Source organism: Novosphingobium sp. (genome assembly GCF_049240505.1).
Taxonomy (GTDB): Bacteria; Pseudomonadota; Alphaproteobacteria; order Sphingomonadales; family Sphingomonadaceae; genus Novosphingobium.
This window is the reverse complement of sequence record NZ_JBMLSM010000091.1, coordinates 14013-32255: the sequence shown is the minus strand read 5'-3', so window position 1 is coordinate 32255 and position 18243 is coordinate 14013. Positions and strand designations below refer to the sequence as shown.

Annotated in this window: 15 protein-coding genes; 6 read left to right on the top strand and 9 right to left on the bottom strand. The window is 61.3% G+C overall.

Annotated elements, in window-relative coordinates; genetic code table 11:
- On the top strand, positions 1-2772 hold a 2772-nt coding region (dnaE, locus tag ACOVQ0_RS07350; RefSeq protein WP_421882225.1), incomplete at its 5' end, for a DNA polymerase III subunit alpha.
- Positions 2773-2790: 18 nt separating this feature from the next.
- Positions 2791-4419, top strand: a complete 1629-nt coding sequence (locus ACOVQ0_RS07345) for a long-chain fatty acid--CoA ligase (RefSeq protein WP_421882222.1) — start codon at positions 2791-2793, stop codon at positions 4417-4419.
- A 27-nt stretch (positions 4420-4446) separates the two neighbouring features.
- Here the strand turns inward: ACOVQ0_RS07345 and ACOVQ0_RS07340 are convergent, their stop codons facing one another.
- From ACOVQ0_RS07340 to ACOVQ0_RS07325, 4 genes are all read right to left on the bottom strand, one after another.
- A complete protein-coding gene (locus ACOVQ0_RS07340) occupies positions 4447-5523 on the bottom strand; it encodes a PA0069 family radical SAM protein (RefSeq protein WP_421882219.1) in 1077 nt (358 codons plus the stop codon).
- Positions 5524-5628: 105 nt separating this feature from the next.
- A complete protein-coding gene (rpoD, locus tag ACOVQ0_RS07335) occupies positions 5629-7632 on the bottom strand; it encodes an RNA polymerase sigma factor RpoD (RefSeq protein ID WP_421882216.1) in 2004 nt (667 codons plus the stop codon).
- A 64-nt stretch (positions 7633-7696) separates the two neighbouring features.
- Positions 7697-9577, bottom strand: a complete 1881-nt coding sequence (gene dnaG / locus ACOVQ0_RS07330) for a DNA primase (protein WP_421882213.1) — start codon at positions 9575-9577, stop codon at positions 7697-7699.
- Positions 9578-9584: 7 nt separating this feature from the next.
- On the bottom strand, positions 9585-10040 hold the full coding sequence (locus ACOVQ0_RS07325; RefSeq protein ID WP_421882209.1) for a GatB/YqeY domain-containing protein: 456 nt from the start codon (positions 10038-10040) through the stop codon (positions 9585-9587).
- Between the two features lie 160 nt (positions 10041-10200).
- On the opposite strand from ACOVQ0_RS07325, the gene carA reads away from it, so the two are divergent.
- The 4 genes from carA to greA all read left to right on the top strand — a co-directional run bounded on the left by carA (position 10201) and on the right by greA (position 15947).
- Positions 10201-11376 (top strand): glutamine-hydrolyzing carbamoyl-phosphate synthase small subunit, encoded by a 1176-nt coding sequence (gene carA / locus ACOVQ0_RS07320; protein ID WP_421882206.1) that lies wholly within the window; start codon positions 10201-10203, stop codon positions 11374-11376.
- An 86-nt stretch (positions 11377-11462) separates the two neighbouring features.
- On the top strand, positions 11463-12017 hold the full coding sequence (locus ACOVQ0_RS07315; protein WP_421882203.1) for a hypothetical protein: 555 nt from the start codon (positions 11463-11465) through the stop codon (positions 12015-12017).
- Positions 12017-15340 (top strand): carbamoyl-phosphate synthase large subunit, encoded by a 3324-nt coding sequence (gene carB / locus ACOVQ0_RS07310; RefSeq protein ID WP_421882200.1) that lies wholly within the window; start codon positions 12017-12019, stop codon positions 15338-15340. Before ACOVQ0_RS07315 ends, carB begins: the two co-directional genes overlap by 1 nt.
- 130 nt (positions 15341-15470) lie before the next feature.
- The gene (greA, locus tag ACOVQ0_RS07305) at positions 15471-15947 is read left to right on the top strand and encodes a transcription elongation factor GreA (protein ID WP_421882198.1); all 477 of its coding nucleotides are present in this window, start codon (positions 15471-15473) and stop codon (positions 15945-15947) included.
- A 65-nt stretch (positions 15948-16012) separates the two neighbouring features.
- Here greA and ACOVQ0_RS07300 read toward each other — a convergent pair whose 3' ends face one another.
- The 5 genes from ACOVQ0_RS07300 to ACOVQ0_RS07280 all read right to left on the bottom strand — a co-directional run bounded on the left by ACOVQ0_RS07300 (position 16013) and on the right by ACOVQ0_RS07280 (position 18195).
- The gene (locus ACOVQ0_RS07300; protein WP_421882195.1) at positions 16013-16234 is read right to left on the bottom strand and encodes a DUF4170 domain-containing protein; all 222 of its coding nucleotides are present in this window, start codon (positions 16232-16234) and stop codon (positions 16013-16015) included.
- A 100-nt stretch (positions 16235-16334) separates the two neighbouring features.
- Positions 16335-16841 (bottom strand): hypothetical protein, encoded by a 507-nt coding sequence (locus ACOVQ0_RS07295; RefSeq protein ID WP_421882191.1) that lies wholly within the window; start codon positions 16839-16841, stop codon positions 16335-16337.
- Between the two features lies 1 nt (position 16842).
- Positions 16843-17130, bottom strand: a complete 288-nt coding sequence (locus ACOVQ0_RS07290; protein ID WP_421882188.1) for a hypothetical protein — start codon at positions 17128-17130, stop codon at positions 16843-16845.
- Positions 17127-17522 carry a phage holin family protein gene (locus tag ACOVQ0_RS07285; protein ID WP_421882186.1) on the bottom strand — a complete coding sequence of 132 codons (396 nt, stop codon included), beginning with the start codon at positions 17520-17522 and terminating at the stop codon, positions 17127-17129. Before ACOVQ0_RS07285 ends, ACOVQ0_RS07290 begins: the two co-directional genes overlap by 4 nt.
- A gap of 28 nt (positions 17523-17550) precedes the next feature.
- On the bottom strand, positions 17551-18195 hold the full coding sequence (locus tag ACOVQ0_RS07280) for a hypothetical protein (RefSeq protein WP_421882184.1): 645 nt from the start codon (positions 18193-18195) through the stop codon (positions 17551-17553).
- Between the last annotated feature and the right edge of the window lie 48 nt (positions 18196-18243).

Below are 18243 nucleotides of genomic sequence, written 5' to 3'. Positions count from 1 at the left end.
CAGCGCTGCGCCGTCATGCCGCCAAAGCGCAAGCCGATCCTGCCCAGCCTTGCGGGTGATCAGGAAGGCGAAGCGCGGATGTGCGCCGAGGACAGCCGCAAGGGCCTCGTCCTGCGGCTCCAACCATATTACCCCGAAGTTGCCCACGCTGAACTGGACCGCGTGCTGTGCCTCGGTCCCGAGGTTGAGCCTGACGCCGCAGACTATCCGCAGCTCAATGTCGCGGGCGTGTGGGAAGAAGTTCTCGATTACCGCAAGCGGCTTGAGTTCGAGATCGCGATCATCAATCGCATGGGCTTCGGCGGCTACTTCCTGATCGTGGCCGACTTTATCAAATGGGCCAAGGAAAACGATATTCCGGTAGGGCCTGGACGCGGCTCTGGCGCGGGCAGCCTTGTCGCTTGGGCGCTGACAATCACCGATCTCGATCCCATCAAACTGGGCCTGCTTTTCGAACGCTTCCTCAACCCGGAACGTGTTTCGATGCCAGACTTCGATATCGACTTCTGCGAAACGCGGCGCGGCGAGGTGATCCGCTATGTCCAACGCAAGTATGGGCTGGATCACGTCGCGCAGATCATCACCTTCGGTAAACTGAAAGCCCGCGCCGTGCTGCGCGATACCGGGCGCATCCTGCAAATGAGCTATGGGCAGACCGACCGCCTGTGCAAGATGGTGCCCAACCATCCGACAGACCCGTGGCCGCTGCCCCGCGCGCTCAATGGTGTGGCTGAACTCAAGCGCGAATACGACCGCGATCCAGAGGTCAAGCGACTGATCGACCTTGCGATGCAGCTTGAAGGCCTGCCGCGCAACAGTTCCACCCACGCGGCAGGCGTGGTGATTGGCGACCGTCCGCTGGCGCAACTCGTTCCGCTCTACCGCGATCCGCGTTCCGACATGCCGGTCACGCAGTTCGACATGAAGCATGTCGAGGATGCCGGGCTGGTGAAGTTCGACTTCCTTGGCCTCAAGACGCTGTCGGTGCTGCGCAAGGCGGTGGACCTGATGGCCAAGCGCGGCATCCAGATCGATCTGTCCGCGCTCGCCTGGGATGACGAGCAGACCTACAAGCTGCTGCAATCGGGCGATACCGTGGGCGTGTTCCAGTTGGAATCCGAAGGTATGCGGCGCACGCTGGCGGCGGTGAAGCCGACCAACTTCGGCGACATCATCGCGCTCGTCTCGCTCTACCGTCCCGGTCCGATGGATAACATCCCGTTGTTCGGTCGTCGTAAAAACGGGTTGGAAAGCATTGAATACCCGCACGAAAAGCTGGCGGGCATCCTGTCGGAAACTTACGGCATCTTCGTCTACCAGGAACAGGTGATGCAGGCCGCGCAGATTCTTGCGGGCTATTCGCTGGGCGATGCAGACCTTCTGCGCCGCGCGATGGGCAAGAAGGTGCAGGCCGAAATGGACGCGCAGCGCCAGCGCTTCGTCGATGGCTGCAAGGACGTGTCCGGCATTCCGGCGGCCAAGGCCAACGAGTTGTTCGACTTGATCGACAAGTTCGCAGGCTACGGCTTCAACAAATCGCACGCAGCCGCTTACGCGCTTCTTGCCTATCAGACCGCGTGGCTGAAAACGCACTATCCGCACGAATTCTATGCCGCCGCGATGTGCTTCGACATGCACCAGTCGGAAAAGCTGTCGGTTTTTGTGGACGACATGCGTCGCAATGGCGTTGCACTGGCCGGACCGGACATCAACCATTCCGAGGCCGAGTTCACCGTTGAAAAGACCAGCGACGGTTTTGCCGTCCGCTATGCTCTGGCAGGTCTGCGCAACGTGGGCGAAAAGGCGATGGAGCAGATCGTGGCTGAGCGTGAGGCCAACGGCGCCTTCGCCTCGCTTGACGATCTGTTCCGCCGCATCCCTGCCGGATCGATGAATCGCCGCCAGCTGGAAGCGCTGGCTGCCGGCGGCGCGCTCGATTGTCTTGAGCCGAACCGCGCGCAGGTGATCGCCAATGCCGAACTGTTGATGGCCGTGGCCGACGAAGCCGTCCGTTCGCGCACATCGGGGCAGGGCGGCCTCTTCGGCGGAGAAGATCACGCCACCCCCGCCACGCGCCTTGCTGAAACGAAGCCGTGGAGCCGCGCCGATCAGATGGCGGCAGAGCGCGAAAACTTCGGCTTCTATTTCGCCGCGCATCCGGTGGAGGAATACCGCGCGGTCGCCTCGGCCAATGGCGCGCGTTCCTATGGCAGCCTGATGACCGGCACGGGTGAGCCGGGCGGACGTTCGGGCGCTGTCATGGCCGCGCTCGTGGAGAACGTGCAGAAGCGCAAGACGAAGAAGGGCAAGGACTTTGTCATGGCCGACTTCTCCGACAGTTCGGGCCTGTTCTCCGCGTCCTGCTTTGAAGAATCGCTGGTCGAACCCTTCCAGCAATGGGCGCGTGAAGGCACATGCGTGCTGCTCAATGTCGAACTGGATCGGCCCAACCCGGACGAACCGCCCCGCGTCACCGTGCGCGGCGCGCGACCGCTGGCCTCGGTCACCAATGCCTCGCGCATGTTGTTGAAGCTGGATGTCAGCAAGCCTGAGGCCATTTCAGAACTGGCGATGCTGCTGCCGCGCGAAGCGGGTGGGAAGGGCGAAGTGCTGGCCCGCTTGCGCACCGGCGGGCCGAAAGAACCGCTCGTCCGGCTCGGCAATGATTTTAAACTGGACAGCGACTTAATCGAGCGATTGATTCCGATAGAAGGGCTTGCCAATGTAGCCCTGACCGCAAGACCGGAAAGGCATCTGCGGCTGGTAGAATAAGAACGAACGGAGAGAGTGATGCAGCAGCTTCGACAGACCTTGGGCGCGATGCAGGACTGGAAGCTGCGGGTCACACACCTCATCGATCACGCTGCGCGCGAACACGGCTCGCGCGAAATCGTCAGCCGGTGGGCCGATGGCAGCGAAACCCGCACCGATTGGGCAGGAGTGCGCCACGATGCGCTGCGCATGACGCAGGCTTTGCGCCGCCTTGGCATCAAGCCGGGCGATCGCATTGCCACGCTGGCGATGAACCACCACCGCCATCTCGTTTCATGGTATGGCGCGGTCGGTGTCGGCGGCATCCTCCACACCGTGAACCCGCGCCTGTTCGATGATCAGCTGGAATTTATCGTCAATCACGCCGAAGATCGCGTGATGCTGTTCGACAAGCTGTGGGCGCCGATCATCGAGCGGATGAAGCCGCGCTGGCCTACGGTAGAACACTATATCTGCTATGACAGCAGCGAACCGGCACTCCATTTCGAAGAGTGGATTGGAGCGGAAGATGGCATTGCCGAATGGCACGACGGGGACGAACGCGATCCCTGTATGCTCTGCTACACCAGCGGCACCACCGGCAATCCCAAGGGCGTGCTCTACGAACACCGTTCGACCATGCTCCATGCCTTGAGCGCGATCAGCCCGCCGGTGTTCGGCATGGATTGTCGCTCGGTCATGCTGCCTATCGTGCCGATGTTTCACGCGGCCAGTTGGGGCCTGCCGTGGGCAGGCGCGGCGGCGGGCGCGAAGTTCGTCTATTCGGCGGTTAACGATGGTGCGGTGCTGTGTGATCTGATGAACCGCGAAAAGGTGACCTGTTCGGCAGGCGTGCCAACCGTATGGCTGGCGCTGCTCCAGCATGTCGATACCCACAACGGCAGTGAAATTCCGCCCTCCTTGCAGACCATCGTTTGCGGCGGCTCGGCCATGCCGCGCGCCATGATCGAACGTTTCATGCGCGCTGGCCTTCGCGTTGCGCACGCATGGGGAATGACCGAAACCTCGCCCATCGGCACCACCGGCGCGGAAACGGCCAACTGGAATGAACTGACGTTCGACGAACAGGTCACCGTCAAGGCGATGCAGGGCCGCCCACCCTTCGGCGTGGAAATCCGCTGCGTCGATCTGGGCGATCCCGAAAAAGTCCTGCCGCGCGATGGCGTCACATCGGGCGCGTTGCAGGTGCGCGGACCGTGGATCGTGAAGCGCTATTTCAAGGCGGATGCCGATGCGGTGGTGGCCGGGCAATGGTTCGATACTGGCGATGTCGGCCTGATCCACCCCGACGGCACCCTGCAACTGACCGATCGCACGAAGGACGTGATCAAATCCGGCGGCGAATGGATCAGTTCGGTCGAACTGGAAAACGCCGCAGTGGGCCATCCCGCCGTGGCAGAGGCGGCGGCCATTGGCGTCTATCATCCCAAGTGGGACGAACGCCCCTTGCTGGTGGTGGTGACCAAGCCCGATCAGCAGGTGTCGCAAGCGGAACTGAAGGCCTGGCTGGCGCAGCATGTGGCGAAGTGGTGGGTTCCCGATGCGGTGGCTTTCGTCGATCAGATTCCCCACACCGGCACCGGCAAGATCAGCAAGAAAGACCTGCGCGAACAGTTCCGGGAATACGTCTGGGATCAGGTCGCCTGAACTGCACCTAGATGCACCTAGGCGCACCTAAGGTGCATTAAACAGGTCTAACTGGCCATCAGTGCTGGGTTTTTTGAACTGCGTGCAATCAAGGTCCACTTCCGCCTTGCCGATGCCGAATTTGCGGCAGGCGATGCGGAAGCGGGTGCGGATAAGATCGGCCCATACGCCCTGCGGCTTCATCCGCGTAAAGAACTGCGCATCGTTGTCCTTCCCCCCGCGCACCTGCTGGACGATGGACATGACTTTGCCCGCGCGGTCGGGAAAGTGCGTTTCCAACCATTCGCGGAACAGTGGCGCAACTTCGTGGGGCAGGCGCAGCATGATCCAACTGGCAGACCGCACACCGCGTTCGGCGGCGGCTTCGAGGATCGCTTCCATGAACCCGTCGGTGATCGCTGGAATTACCGGAGCTACCGAGACGTGCGCAGGTAAACCCGCGTTCACCAATTTTTCCAATGCGTCCAGCCTCTTGGCCGGTGATGATGCGCGCGGTTCGAGCAGGCCCGACAGCCGTGGATCAAGGCTGGTGACCGACACGCCAACAGCGGTCAGCCGGTGGCGCGCCAGTTCGGTCAGCACATCGATATCGTCAAGCACGCGGGCGGATTTGGTGGTGATCGTCACCGGATGGCGCAGTTCAAGGCACAGTTCGAGCACCGCCCGCGTGATCCGGTATCGCCCCTCGATCGGTTGGTAGGGATCGGTATTCGTGCCCATCGCGATGGGGGCGGGGGCATATCCCTTCTTCGCCAGCGTTTCGCGCAAGAGCCTTGCGGCATCCGGCTTTGCAAAAAGTTTCGTTTCGAAATCAAGGCCGGGCGAAAGGTCGTGGTAGGCGTGGCTGGGGCGGGCATAGCAATAGATGCAGCCATGTTCGCAGCCGCGATAGGCGTTGATCGAGCGATCAAACGGAATGTCTGGTGAGCGGTTGAACGTGAGGATCGAACGCGGGTGTTCCTCTGTCACCGTGGTGCGCAGCTTCGGGCCGGGTCCGTCAATCTCCTCGCGCGCATCCAGCCATTCGCCATCGGCTTCGCGCGTGGCAAGTCCGAAGCGGGTGGGCACCTGCGCCGATTGCGCTCCTCGGCCATGAATCGACATACGTAACTAGAACATATAAAGAACATTTGGCAAGGCGGCACAAATGCAAACGGCCACCCATTCGGGTGGCCGCTGCTTGTTCTAACCAGCTTGTCGATCAATCGGTTACTGATCGAGGAACGAGCGCATCTTGCGGCTGCGGCTGGGGTGCTTGAGCTTGCGCAGAGCCTTCGCTTCGATCTGGCGGATACGTTCGCGGGTAACCGAGAACTGCTGACCGACTTCTTCGAGCGTGTGATCGGTGTTCATGCCGATGCCGAAGCGCATACGCAGCACGCGCTCTTCACGCGGGGTAAGGCTGGCAAGGACGCGGGTGACGGTTTCCTTGAGGTTGGCCTGAATCGCGGCATCGACGGGGATGATCGCGTTCTTGTCCTCGATGAAATCGCCGAGATGCGAATCTTCCTCGTCGCCAATCGGCGTTTCGAGGCTGATCGGCTCCTTGGCGATCTTCATCACCTTGCGAACCTTTTCGAGCGGCATCGAGAGCCGTTCTGCCATTTCTTCCGGCGTCGGTTCGCGGCCCTGCTCATGCAGGAACTGGCGGCTTGTGCGGACCAGCTTGTTGATCGTTTCGATCATGTGGACCGGGATACGGATCGTGCGGGCCTGATCCGCGATGGAGCGCGTGATCGCCTGCCTGATCCACCATGTGGCGTACGTGCTGAACTTGTAGCCGCGACGGTATTCGAACTTGTCGACCGCTTTCATCAAGCCGATGTTGCCTTCCTGAATGAGATCAAGGAACTGCAACCCGCGGTTCGTGTACTTCTTGGCGATCGAGATGACGAGGCGCAGGTTGGCCTCGACCATTTCCTTCTTGGCGATGCGCGCCTCGCGCTCACCTTTCTGGACCATGTTCACGATACGGCGGAATTCGCCCAGCGACATGCCGGTGGCCGATGCAATGTCGGAAATCTCGGCGCGGATGCGTTCGACCGGAGTTGCTTCGTTGGCGGCAAACGCTGCCCAGCGCTTGTCACGCCCGGCAAGGCCCTGCAGCCAGCCATCGTCAAGCTCGCGCCCGATGTACATATCGAGGAAGTCTTTGCGCGGCACCTTATGACGTTCAGCCAGGCGCAGCATCTGGCCGCCAAGCGTCGTCAGACGACGGTTGAAGGCATAGAGATTGTCGACGAGGTATTCGATCTTCGATGCGTGGAACTGCACCGATTCCACCTGCGCCGTCAGGTCTTCGCGCAGCTTCTGGTACTGCGCTTCCTTGGCGGCGGGGAAATCGTTGCCGGCACCCAGCGAATCCAGGCGTTCGGCCTGAATTTTCTCGAACGCACGGAACAGGGCGGTGATTTCGGCAAAGCGTTCAAGCGCGGCAGGCTTGAGCTGGGCTTCCATCTGCGCGAGGCTGAGGGTGTTGTCCTCTTCCTCTTCCTCAGCCGGACGGGCGCGGCGTTCGCGCAGTTCGTCGTCCTCGTCGTCGGCGGATTCCTCCTCCTCGACGTCTTCCTCTTCCTTGAACGTAGGACCGGCAGTTGCTTCGCTGATTTCAGGCTCAGCCTCGTCACCGTCTTCCGACAGGTTTTCGGGCTGAGGTTCCTTTGAAAGCATCGCGTCGAGATCGAGAATCTCGCGCAGTTGCATTTCACCGGCATTGAGCGCGTCAGACCACTGGATGATCGCGTGGAATGTAATCGGGCTTTCGCAAAGGCCCATGATCATGGTGTCACGGCCAGCTTCGATGCGCTTGGCGATGGCGATTTCGCCTTCGCGGCTGAGCAGTTCGACCGCGCCCATTTCGCGCAGGTACATGCGCACCGGATCATCGGTACGCTCGACCGTTTCCTTGCGCTTGATGACGTCGGGACGGTCTTCAACCGTTTCCGCTTCGTCGAGTTCGTCGTCCTGCGCCTTTTCTTCAGGATCGACGGCATCCTCATCGCTCTCGACGATGTTGACGCCCATTTCCGAGATCGCGGCCATGATGTCTTCGATCTGTTCGGAAGACATCTGGTCCTGCGGCAGGGCCTCGTTCAGTTCGTCATAGGTGATGATCCCGCGGCGCTTGGCACGCGCGATGAGTTTCTTCACCGATGCATCGTTGAGATCAATCAGCGGAGCATCACCGCTATCGGTCTTGTCGTTCGAAGCCATTTAACCCCGGTACCACCATGTGAGAGCCGGGCCTTGGCAGACCCGGGTGCGCCTATTGCTATAATTATAACGCAGCACGAGCACGGCCCATTTGCCCCAAACGGGCAAGCAATGCCAGCCTTCGCTGCAACAATCTTTGTTGTTCGGCGAAGCTTTCGTCGGAAAACTCCGTTTCGTGGCGCTTTGTGGCGTGGCCAAGCGCCTCTTCGACGGCCGGCAGTTCGACCAGAAGGGCTACCGCTTCGGCAAGTTCGTCACCTGTCGAATCACCGCCGCTGGCCAAAAAGCCGAATCGCATTCCGGCGTAGTCCTGCGCCGACGGGAGCCGAAGCCCACGTTTCTGCAATATGGTGCGCAAGGCTTCGCTTTCAAGCGCTTGCCCGTTCAGTGCCTGCATGGAATCGGACTGCACCAGTAGCGCGTCGATCAGCGCACAGGTTGCGGGATCGTCGGGTTTGAGCCGGGCCAGCGCATCGGCATGGCGGGAAATATGCGTCGGGTGCAGGATCAGACCGGACAGTACGGCGGCAAGCAGGCTGGTGCTGGGGCCATTGCCGATCCGCAGCATCTTTGCCTTGTCCTGTTCTGCCAGAGGGGCAGGGGCGGGCTTCCACGGTTGTCCCTTTCCGCGCGGGCCGGAGTTGCCCTGCCGTGGCTGGAACGGAGCGCGCTCCTTGCGGGCGAAAGCGAGTTCGCCAAAACGCTCGGTCAGTTCGCGGCGATAGAGCGATTTGATATCGGGGTGCGCGATTGTTTCGCAATGGGCGAGCAGGCGCGCTTTAAGGCCTGCCTTGTCCTCTGGCGTGGTTAGGGGGGCGGCATCGCGCTCCACTTCCCACAGCACATCAACGAGGCTGCGCGCGCCATCGAGCAGGGCTTCCATTGCGGCGGAGCCTTGCGCCTTTACCACGTCGTCCGGGTCCATGCCCTTCGGCAGGGTGACGATGCGCAAGGAGTGGCCGGGGCGGAGCAGGGGAAGCGCACGGGTGATGGCGCGCATCGCGGCGCGCTGGCCCGCAGCATCGCCATCGAAGCACAGGGTAGGCGTCTCCACCAATCGCCACAGCCGTTCGATCTGGTGTTCGGTCAGCGCGGTGCCCAATGGTGCGACCGCTTCGACGATTCCGGCAGCGGCCAGCGCGACAACGTCCATATAGCCTTCAACCACCACCACACGCCCGCTCTGCCGTGAGGCCGGGCTGGCACGGTGCAGGTTGTAGACGGTGCGGCCCTTGTCGAAGAGTGGTGTGTCGGGCGAGTTCAGATACTTGGGCGCATCAGTCTTTTCAGCGCTCAAAATGCGGCCACCGAACGCGATCACGCGCCCGCGCGGGTCGAGGATGGGCAGCATGAGACGGCCCCGGAAACGGTCGTAAGGCTCCTTTCCTTCGACCACGATCCTGAGGCCCGCCTCGATCAGCATGTCATCCGGGAAGGCCGACAGCGCCTCTTTCAACGCGGTGCGGCTATCGGGCGCAAAGCCGAACCCGAAATCGCGGACGATGTGCGCCGGAAACCCGCGCGAGGCGAGATAGCGGCGCGCCTGCTCGCCGCGCTCTTCGGCCAGCGAGCGCACGAAAAAGTCCTGCGCTGCCGCCATGACGTCATGCAAGGACTTCTGCTGTTCGGCTTTCTTCGCGGCGCGGGGATCGGGGGCGGGGACTTCCATACCCGCCTGAACCGCCAGTTCCTTGACCGCTTCCATGAACGGCAGGCCCTGATGGTCGGTCATCCAGCGGATCGCATCGCCGTGGGCTCCGCAGCCGAAGCAATGATAGAAGCCCTTTTCGTCGTTGATGGTGAAGCTGGGTGTCTTCTCGTTATGGAACGGGCAGCACGCCTTGAATTCCCGCCCTGCCTTGGTCACGCGGACTGAGCGCCCGATCAGCCCGGAAAGGGAGATGCGGGCGCGCAGTTCGTCGAGCCATTGGGGGGTCAGGCTCATTGCTGGATCAGCCTGCCAGTGCGGCCTTTACCAGACCGCTGGCCTTGCCCATGTCGAGTTGCGTGCCGTGCTTTGCCTTCAGCGCGGCGACGACTTTGCCCATGTCCTTCATGCCCGCAGCGCCGGTTTCGGCGATCAGCGCGACGATAGCGGCTTTTACATCGTCTTCGCCCATCTGCTGGGGCAGGAATTCCTCGATCACGGCGAGTTCAGCCTTCTCCACGTCGGCCAGTTCCTGCCGTCCGCCCTGTTCGAACATCGTGATCGATTCGCGGCGCTGCTTGGCCATTTTCTGGAGAACGTCGGTGACCAGCACGTCATCGTCCGGCACGGCAGAAGCGGTCCGCAGTTCGATGTCCTTGTCCTTCAGCTTGGCGAGGATCAGGCGGACGGCGGCGAGGCGGGGCTTGTCGCCCGCTTTCATGGCAGAAACCTGCGCGGCCTTGATGGTGTCGCGGATCATGGGTTCGTATTTCCTGTGAAGTTGTCCGGCAAAAAAGCGGGAAACGCACCCTGTAAGCCAAACTTTCAGGAATCGCTAGGTTGACGCATCGGGGACTCAGGTCTAACCGCCGCCCCTTAGCAACATCGCCAGAACCCCTGCCAACGGAGCGCCCCCAATCATGGCCGACCCCGCACTTTCGCACGTGCCTCAACCAGATGGTGCGACGGGAGTCCTCGTTCTTGCCGATGGGTCTGTGGCATGGGGGCGTGGTTTCGGTGCAACGGGTGAGGCCGTGGGCGAGGTGTGCTTCAACACCGCGATGACCGGCTATCAGGAAGTGATGACCGATCCGTCCTATGCCGCGCAGATCGTGACCTTCACGTTCCCGCACATCGGCAATGTCGGCACCAACGATGAAGACATGGAAAGCCACGACACGCCCGGCGCAGTCGGCTGCGTGGTGCGCGAGGATGTGACCGATCCGGCCAACTTCCGCGCTGCTGGCACGTTCCAGCAGTGGATGGAAAAGCAGGGCAAGATCGGCATTTCGGGTCTCGATACCCGCGCGCTGACCCGCCGCATCCGCCTGTCTGGCGCGCCCAACGCGGTGATCGCGCATGATCCCAAGGGTACGTTCGACATCGCCGCGCTGATCGAGCGTGCGAAGACATGGCCCGGCCTTGAAGGCATGGACCTTGCCCGCGTGGTTACGCGCGACGGTCAGGAAAGCTGGGAAGGCTCGGTCTGGCATCTCGGCAAGGGCTTTGGCCGCAGCCCGCATGACAAGCGCCCGCATGTGGTGGCGATGGATTTCGGCGCGAAGGACAACATCTTCCGCAACCTCGTGAAAGCGGGCGCGGCGGTGACGGTGGTTCCGGCGGAAACCTCGCTGGAAACGATCCTTGGCCTGAAGCCCGATGGCGTGTTCCTGTCGAACGGCCCGGGCGATCCGGCGGCGACGGGTGCCTATGCGGTGCCGGTGATCCAGAAGCTGCTTGAGGCCGATATGCCGGTGTTCGGCATCTGCCTTGGCCATCAGATGCTGGCACTCGCGGCGGGCGCGCGCACCACCAAGATGCATCAGGGCCATCGCGGCGCGAACCACCCGGTCAAGCGGATGGAAGACGGCGTGGTCGAGATTACCTCGATGAACCACGGCTTTGCGGTGGACAACACGCCGGGCGCGCTGGGCGAGAACGTGATTGAGACGCACGTTTCGCTGTTCGACGGCTCGAACTGCGGGATTGCGGTGAAGGGGAAGAAGGCTTTCGGGGTGCAGTATCACCCTGAGGCTTCGCCGGGGCCGCAGGATAGCTTCTATCTGTTCGAGAAGTTCGTGAGGATGCTGGGGTGAGTTCAGCGTCGGAATCAACAGGCTTTCGGCGCAGTCTGTTAGGTATCCTTGCATACCTGCCAGACGACGATGAGGTACACGAATGGATGCGGGTTAGCGACATTCTGCGTTCACTTAGTCGCCACCAGCCTGATGAGGCCGAAAGCTTTGACGAAGCGGCTTTAATTGATGAGGCTGAAAACATACTTCGGACTGCAGCAGATGAAGGCCTTGTCGAAGTCCGCAAGGAACCTGGTGATCTATATACCGAATACCGAGTTACTCGGACCGGTGTTGATTCCCTGCGTGCATCTGAGAATGAACATGAACTTAAATCTGCTTCGGACAGCGTTAACGAGGAGCGTGCTTCAGCATCATCTGAAGACTGGACGGGCTCTCGCCTTGTCTATGTGGACAGTGCGGTCCTAGGCAAAATTCGGACGGCGGCTCGAAAAGTTTGCGCTCTAGCGAAAGCTGTAAATTTCGAAAGCGAGCAAGATCGGCAAGATGTGACAGGCCTTTGTGAGGCATTAGTTGCACTTTGCGAAATGGCTCGTCCTGAAGTTGGTATAATTGAGCAAATAACTGCTCATCCAAAGTTTAAGCATTATGCAGCATTTATTGCCTGTATAGCAACAATTCGCGGAGCCTTAGGTTTATAATGCCCAAACGCACTGACATCTCCTCGATCCTGATCATCGGCGCCGGGCCGATCATCATTGGCCAGGCTTGCGAGTTCGATTATTCGGGCACGCAGGCGGTGAAGGCTCTCAAGGAAGAGGGCTATCGCATCATCCTGGTCAATTCGAACCCCGCGACGATCATGACCGACCCGGACATGGCGCACGCGACCTATGTCGAGCCGATCACACCCGAAGTCGTGGCCAAGATCATCGAGAAGGAGCGGCCCGATGCGCTGCTGCCGACGATGGGCGGGCAGACCGCGTTGAACACCGCGCTGGCGCTGTTCAACGATGGCACGCTGGAAAAGTTCGGCGTGCAGATGATCGGGGCGGATGCCGATGCCATCGACAAGGCCGAAGACCGCCAGCGCTTCCGCGAGGCGATGGACAAGATCGGGCTGGAATCGGCGCGGTCTGGCGTTGCGCATACCATTGACGAGGCGCTGGCCATTCTGGAGCGCACCGGCCTGCCTTCGATCATCCGCCCCAGCTTCACGATGGGCGGCACCGGCGGCGGCATTGCCTATAACAAGGACGAATTCGTCAAGATCGTGAAGGGCGGTCTTGAAGCCAGCCCCACCACCGAAGTCCTGATCGAGGAATCGCTGCTGGGCTGGAAAGAGTACGAGATGGAGGTCGTTCGGGACAGGAACGACAACTGCATCATCATCTGCTCCATCGAGAATGTCGATCCGATGGGCGTCCACACCGGCGATTCGATCACTGTCGCCCCGGCGCTGACGCTGACCGACAAGGAATACCAGATCATGCGCAACGCCAGCATCGCGGTGCTGCGCGAGATCGGTGTCGAGACTGGCGGATCGAACGTGCAGTTTGCGGTAAACCCCGCCGACGGCCGGTTGATCGTGATCGAGATGAACCCGCGCGTTTCGCGTTCTTCGGCGCTGGCGTCGAAGGCCACCGGCTTCCCGATTGCCAAAGTCGCGGCGAAACTGGCGGTGGGTTACACGCTCGACGAGATCATGAACGACATCACCGGGGCGACCCCGGCGGCGTTCGAACCGACCATCGACTATGTGGTGACCAAGATCCCGCGCTTCGCCTTTGAAAAGTTCAAGGGTGCAGAACCGCTGCTGGGCACGGCGATGAAGTCTGTCGGCGAAGTGATGGCGATTGGCCGCAACATCAAGGAATCGATGCAGAAGGCCCTGCGCGGGCTGGAAACCGGGCTTGATGGCTTCAATCGCGTGGTCGGCCTCGAAGGGGCGAGCCGCGATGAAATCACCGCAGCGCTGGCACAAGCAACGCCGGACCGGCTGCTGGTGATCGCGCAGGCGTTCCGTGAAGGCCTGACCGTGGATGAAGTCCACGCCGTGACCAAGTACGAACCGTGGTTCCTGCGCCATATCGCCGAGATCATCGCAGAAGAGCAGAAGGTTCAGCAGGACGGCCTGCCCAACGACGCTGCGGGCCTGCGCCGGTTGAAGGCGATGGGCTTTTCGGACAAGCGGCTTGCCACGCTGGCAGTGCGCGGCATCGGCGTTGCGGGCGGCATGGCCGAAACACAGGCCAAGCGTTCCGGGCTGCTGCACGATGCGCTTCGCGCGATGGCGGGAGCGACGAGCGAGAGCGAAGTGCGCGCGCTGCGCCACAAGCTGGGCGTGCGTCCGGTGTTCAAGCGTATCGACAGCTGCGCTGCAGAGTTCGAGGCGGTGACGCCGTACATGTACTCGACCTATGAAGGCGCGCTGTTTGGTGAGCCGGAGAACGAGGCTGCGCCGACGGATCGCCGGAAGGTCGTGATCCTCGGCGGTGGGCCGAACCGCATCGGTCAGGGCATCGAGTTCGACTATTGCTGCTGCCATGCGTGCTTTGCGCTGGAAGAGGCCGGGTTCGAGACCATCATGGTCAACTGCAACCCGGAAACCGTTTCGACCGACTACGACACGTCGGATCGCCTCTACTTCGAACCGCTGACGGCGGAAGATGTGCTGGAGATCCTGGCTGTCGAACAGTCGAAGGGCGAACTGGTTGGCGTGATTGTGCAGTTCGGCGGGCAGACCCCGCTCAAGCTGGCGCAGGCGCTGCAGGATGCGGGCATTCCGATTCTGGGCACGTCGCCCGATTCCATCGACCTTGCCGAAGACCGCGAACGCTTTGCCGCGCTGGTGGCCAAGCTGGGCCTCAAGCAGCCGATGAACGGCATCGCGCGCAGCCGTGACGAGGCCGTGGCTGTGGCAACGCGCATCGGTTATCCGGTGCTGATCCGCCCAAGCTATGTTCTGGGTGGGCGCGCGATGGAAATCGTCGACAGCCTTGCGCAACTTGACGATTACATCGCCACCGCCGTGCAGGTTTCGGGCGACAGCCCGGTGCTGATCGATCAGTATCTGCGCGATGCGATTGAATGCGACGTTGATGCGCTGGCCGATGGTGACGACGTGACCGTTGCAGGCGTGATGCAGCACATCGAGGAAGCGGGCATCCATTCGGGCGACAGCGCCTGCACGATCCCGCCCTACAGCCTTTCGGACGAGATCATCGCGGAGATGGAGCGCCAGGCTGTGCTGCTGGCACGGGGCCTGAACGTGCGCGGGCTGATGAACATCCAGTTCGCGATCAAGGACGGCGAGGTCTACCTGATCGAGGTGAACCCGCGCGCAAGCCGCACCGTGCCGTTCGTGGCCAAGGCGGTGGGCACCCCTATCGCCAAGCTGGCGGCGCGCGTGATGGCGGGCGAAAAGCTGGCCGATCTCCCGCCGATCAAGCGCGAGATCGACTATATGGCGGTCAAGGAGGCGGTGTTCCCGTTTGCCCGCTTCCCCGGCGTCGATCCGGTGCTTTCGCCAGAGATGAAGTCTACCGGTGAAGTGATGGGCATCGATGGCAACTTTGCAGTCGCCTTTGCCAAATCGCAGCTTGGTGCGGGCACGAAGCTGCCGCAGCAGGGCAAGCTGTTCGTATCGGTCAAGGACAGCGACAAGGCCGTGGTGCTGCCTGCTGTACGCAAGCTGGAAGGGCTGGGCTTCAAGATCGTGGCCACCGGCGGCACCGCGCGTTATCTCGCCGATGCGGGCGTTATCGTGGAGCGCGTGAACAAGGTGGCCGAAGGGCGGCCGCATATCGTCGACCGCATCATCGATGGCGATATCGCGCTGATCTTCAACACCACCGAAGGCTGGCAAAGCCACAAGGACTCTGCTTCGATCCGCGCATCGGCGCTGGCTTCGCGCGTGCCTTATTTCACCACGGCGGCGGCATCTGTCGCGACTGTGGAAGCAATAGAGGCACTTCGGACCGCTGAACTTGAAGTGCGTTCGTTGCAGGACTATTATAGCTGAACCTTCAAGTCCCCCGGCATCGTGGCATCATGGTCCGGCTCGGCGCATTCGGCGTCGGTCGGTGGGGGCAGGTTTTCCCTTGGTTGCCGTAACGGCAGCCTGCGGGGGCAGACAGGAAAGAGATTGACGGATGGCGAGTGTGGAAAAGCTGCCGATGCTTGCGGAAGGCTACGAAAAGCTGACTGCCGAGCTGAAAGCGCTGCGCGAAGAGCGACCGAGGATCGTTGATGCGATCGAGGAAGCACGCGCCCACGGCGATCTTTCGGAAAACGCCGAATATCATGCAGCCAAGGAACGCCAGGGTCAGGTCGAAGCGACGATTGCCGATCTGGAAGACCGGGTCAGCCGCGCGCAGATTATCGACCCTGCCACGCTTTCGGGTGACAAGATCATTTTCGGCGCGACGGTCACTCTGCTCGACGACGACGACAAGCCTGTGAAGTATCAGATCGTCGGCCCCTATGAAGCGGACGCCAAGAAGGGCATGATCAGCTACAACTCACCGCTCGGCAAAGCGCTGATCGGTCGCAAGGTTGAAGAAGAGATCGAAGTGACGGTGCCTTCGGGGGATAAGTTCTATCTTGTAAAGAAGATCGAATTCATCTGATCGGGTGGAACGCTCAACAAAAAAAGGCCCCGGAGCGATCCGGGGCCTTTTTTTGTTTCGGGCGCTCAGTCCTCGGACTGGCTGGGATCGAGCAACCGGTGGAGGTGCACGATCACATAGCGCATTTCGGCATCGTCCACCGTCTTCTGCGCTGCGCTACGCCATGCGTCTTCGGCGCTGGCATAGTCAGGATAGACGCCGACCATATCAACGGCTTTCAGATCGACGAATTCGAGGCCCTGCGGGTCTTTTACCCGACCGCCCATCACGAGGTGGAGCTTTTGCATTGGCGACTTTCCATTGGGGAGGATTCGTCAGTGCCACTGACAAAAAGCACGGTTTTGTGCAAGCCGGCCAAAGTCGTATTCGGGCAAATTTGTTCGGCGATCAGTGCCGCATCCGTGATGTGAGTTCGTTCACCTTGCGCAGAGCCGCCTCGCTCGCCTCAATCGCGGCCGAACGGGCGATTTCCGCGATGTCGATAACTTTTAGGCGGGCGTTTTCACTGCCATCGGCAAGGCGATCGGTCACGTTGCTGCCGACTTCTTCGACCTTGTGCAAACCGTCGCGCCCGGCATCACGCGCGCGGGTGGCGTAATCAAGCGCCAGCTTGCCTGCCACCGAGGCAAGGCCTGCAGCACTTTTGCGCAAGCCCGTGGCAGCGTCATCAACGCTGCTGGTGCGACGGCTGAACGAGGGGAGGGCCTTTGCCACCAGTGCACCGAGCAGGATGCCCGCAGCGACCGACGCAACGGGATGCTCTTCAATCAGGCCTTTTACGGTCTGCACCGGCTTTGCATTCGCGGTGCGTTCAGCCAGCCTGTTCTTTGCTGCATCCACCTTGTCGCGCAGTGTTTCGGTTTCGGCGGTGGGGGGCGTCACTTCGTTGTGCATGTCAATCTCCGATTCCAACCCTGTTGGCAATCCAACCAGCGGCTTGCTGCAACGGTTCCCGCAGGAACCATGCAAACAGTGCGGCAAGGGTCGCGCCGATCACGGCCTTGTTCTCGCTCGCGATTTCGCGGGCAGTGTCGATCATTTCAACGGCTTCGCCCACGGCGCGTTCCTTTACGCGGCCCGGCGAAACCTCCAGCTTGGCGATTTCAAGGTCACCTTTGAACACGGCGAGCGCCTCATCGCGAAGCGCGCGGGCGGATGCGATGGTGTCTGCTCCGGGTATCATGCTCGGCTCCCGGAAATGAGGGCCGCCTTTGCGCGGCTTATCCTGCGAAGGGCGAGCATCAGGCAAATTCCGGCAAGGACGCCCAGCACACCACCAACGATCGCCAGCGCGCCCCAAACGCCAAAGTGCATGGACAGCGCCAAAAGCAGGCCAACAACCAGCGCAAGCAGGGTGAAGAATCCGAACGCCAGACCCAGAACGATCAAGACGGCGATCGCCTTTGCTTGTGCAAGGCCATATGCGGCCTGCACCTTGCGGTAGGCGATTTCCGCCTGAATCAGCGTCTGCGCATCGTCAATCAGCGCCTTTATTGCGCCGCCGATGCCTTCGTTCGGTGCCGACCCCGGCGCTTCCACGCCGGGTTCTGAAACTTTGCTGTCATTTTCGATCATCAGGCTTCAGCCCCCGTTGGAGCTGCCGTCAGTCGTCCGACTTGCCCGAAAGCATCCGAGCGATAACAAAGCCCGCTACGGCGGCTACGCCAACGGCAACGCCAGGGCTTTTCTTGACGAAATCCTTCACGTCATCGCCCAACTCGTTAAGATCCTTGGCTTCCAGCTTTGCGGCGGCTTCCTGAATCGATCGTGCGGCACTGCGGGCATAATCGCCGTACTGCACGCCCAGCTTTTCATCGATCGTCGGTGCGGTATCGGAAATGGTCTTGCCCAGCGTGGTCAGCGCATCGCTTGCGCGGGACTTGCCTTCGACAGCAAGGGCTGCACCCTTTTCCTTGGCTTGGCCGGCATAGACCTTGGCCTCGTCTACCCAATCAGACGTGGTGCCGCTGACCTTGGCTTTGTAGGCTGCGCCCTTTTCCATCGCCTCGCCTTTGAGCGCCTCGGCACCTGCCTTGGCTTCTTCGATCGCTTTGCTGAAGCGGCCCTTTGCAGATTCGGCGGCTTGTTCAACTGCAGGCCCGATGGCTGCAACCGCTTCTTCGACCTTCTTCTTCGCTGCGCGCTTCTTGGGAGCGTCGGCGGGGGGCATCGTGGTGTCGGCCATGTCTCTTATCCCTTCGGCAGTTCGCGCGTTTTCGTCGCCCTCGATATGGGCTGTGTTTGCCATCTTGCTAGACCTGCATGACGGTTTGCAAGAGGGTTGGGCCGATAGATC

Coding starts and splice junctions, on each gene's coding strand:
- ACOVQ0_RS07345 (WP_421882222.1), top strand. CDS start 2,791: ATGCAGCAGCTTCGACAGACCTTGGGCGCGATGCAGGACTGGAAGCTG.
- ACOVQ0_RS07340 (WP_421882219.1), bottom strand. CDS start 5,523: ATGTCGATTCATGGCCGAGGAGCGCAATCGGCGCAGGTGCCCACCCGC.
- rpoD (WP_421882216.1), bottom strand. CDS start 7,632: ATGGCTTCGAACGACAAGACCGATAGCGGTGATGCTCCGCTGATTGAT.
- dnaG (WP_421882213.1), bottom strand. CDS start 9,577: ATGAGCCTGACCCCCCAATGGCTCGACGAACTGCGCGCCCGCATCTCC.
- ACOVQ0_RS07325 (WP_421882209.1), bottom strand. CDS start 10,040: ATGATCCGCGACACCATCAAGGCCGCGCAGGTTTCTGCCATGAAAGCG.
- carA (WP_421882206.1), top strand. CDS start 10,201: ATGGCCGACCCCGCACTTTCGCACGTGCCTCAACCAGATGGTGCGACG.
- ACOVQ0_RS07315 (WP_421882203.1), top strand. CDS start 11,463: ATGCGGGTTAGCGACATTCTGCGTTCACTTAGTCGCCACCAGCCTGAT.
- carB (WP_421882200.1), top strand. CDS start 12,017: ATGCCCAAACGCACTGACATCTCCTCGATCCTGATCATCGGCGCCGGG.
- greA (WP_421882198.1), top strand. CDS start 15,471: ATGGCGAGTGTGGAAAAGCTGCCGATGCTTGCGGAAGGCTACGAAAAG.
- ACOVQ0_RS07300 (WP_421882195.1), bottom strand. CDS start 16,234: ATGCAAAAGCTCCACCTCGTGATGGGCGGTCGGGTAAAAGACCCGCAG.
- ACOVQ0_RS07295 (WP_421882191.1), bottom strand. CDS start 16,841: ATGCACAACGAAGTGACGCCCCCCACCGCCGAAACCGAAACACTGCGC.
- ACOVQ0_RS07290 (WP_421882188.1), bottom strand. CDS start 17,130: ATGATACCCGGAGCAGACACCATCGCATCCGCCCGCGCGCTTCGCGAT.
- ACOVQ0_RS07285 (WP_421882186.1), bottom strand. CDS start 17,522: ATGATCGAAAATGACAGCAAAGTTTCAGAACCCGGCGTGGAAGCGCCG.
- ACOVQ0_RS07280 (WP_421882184.1), bottom strand. CDS start 18,195: ATGGCAAACACAGCCCATATCGAGGGCGACGAAAACGCGCGAACTGCC.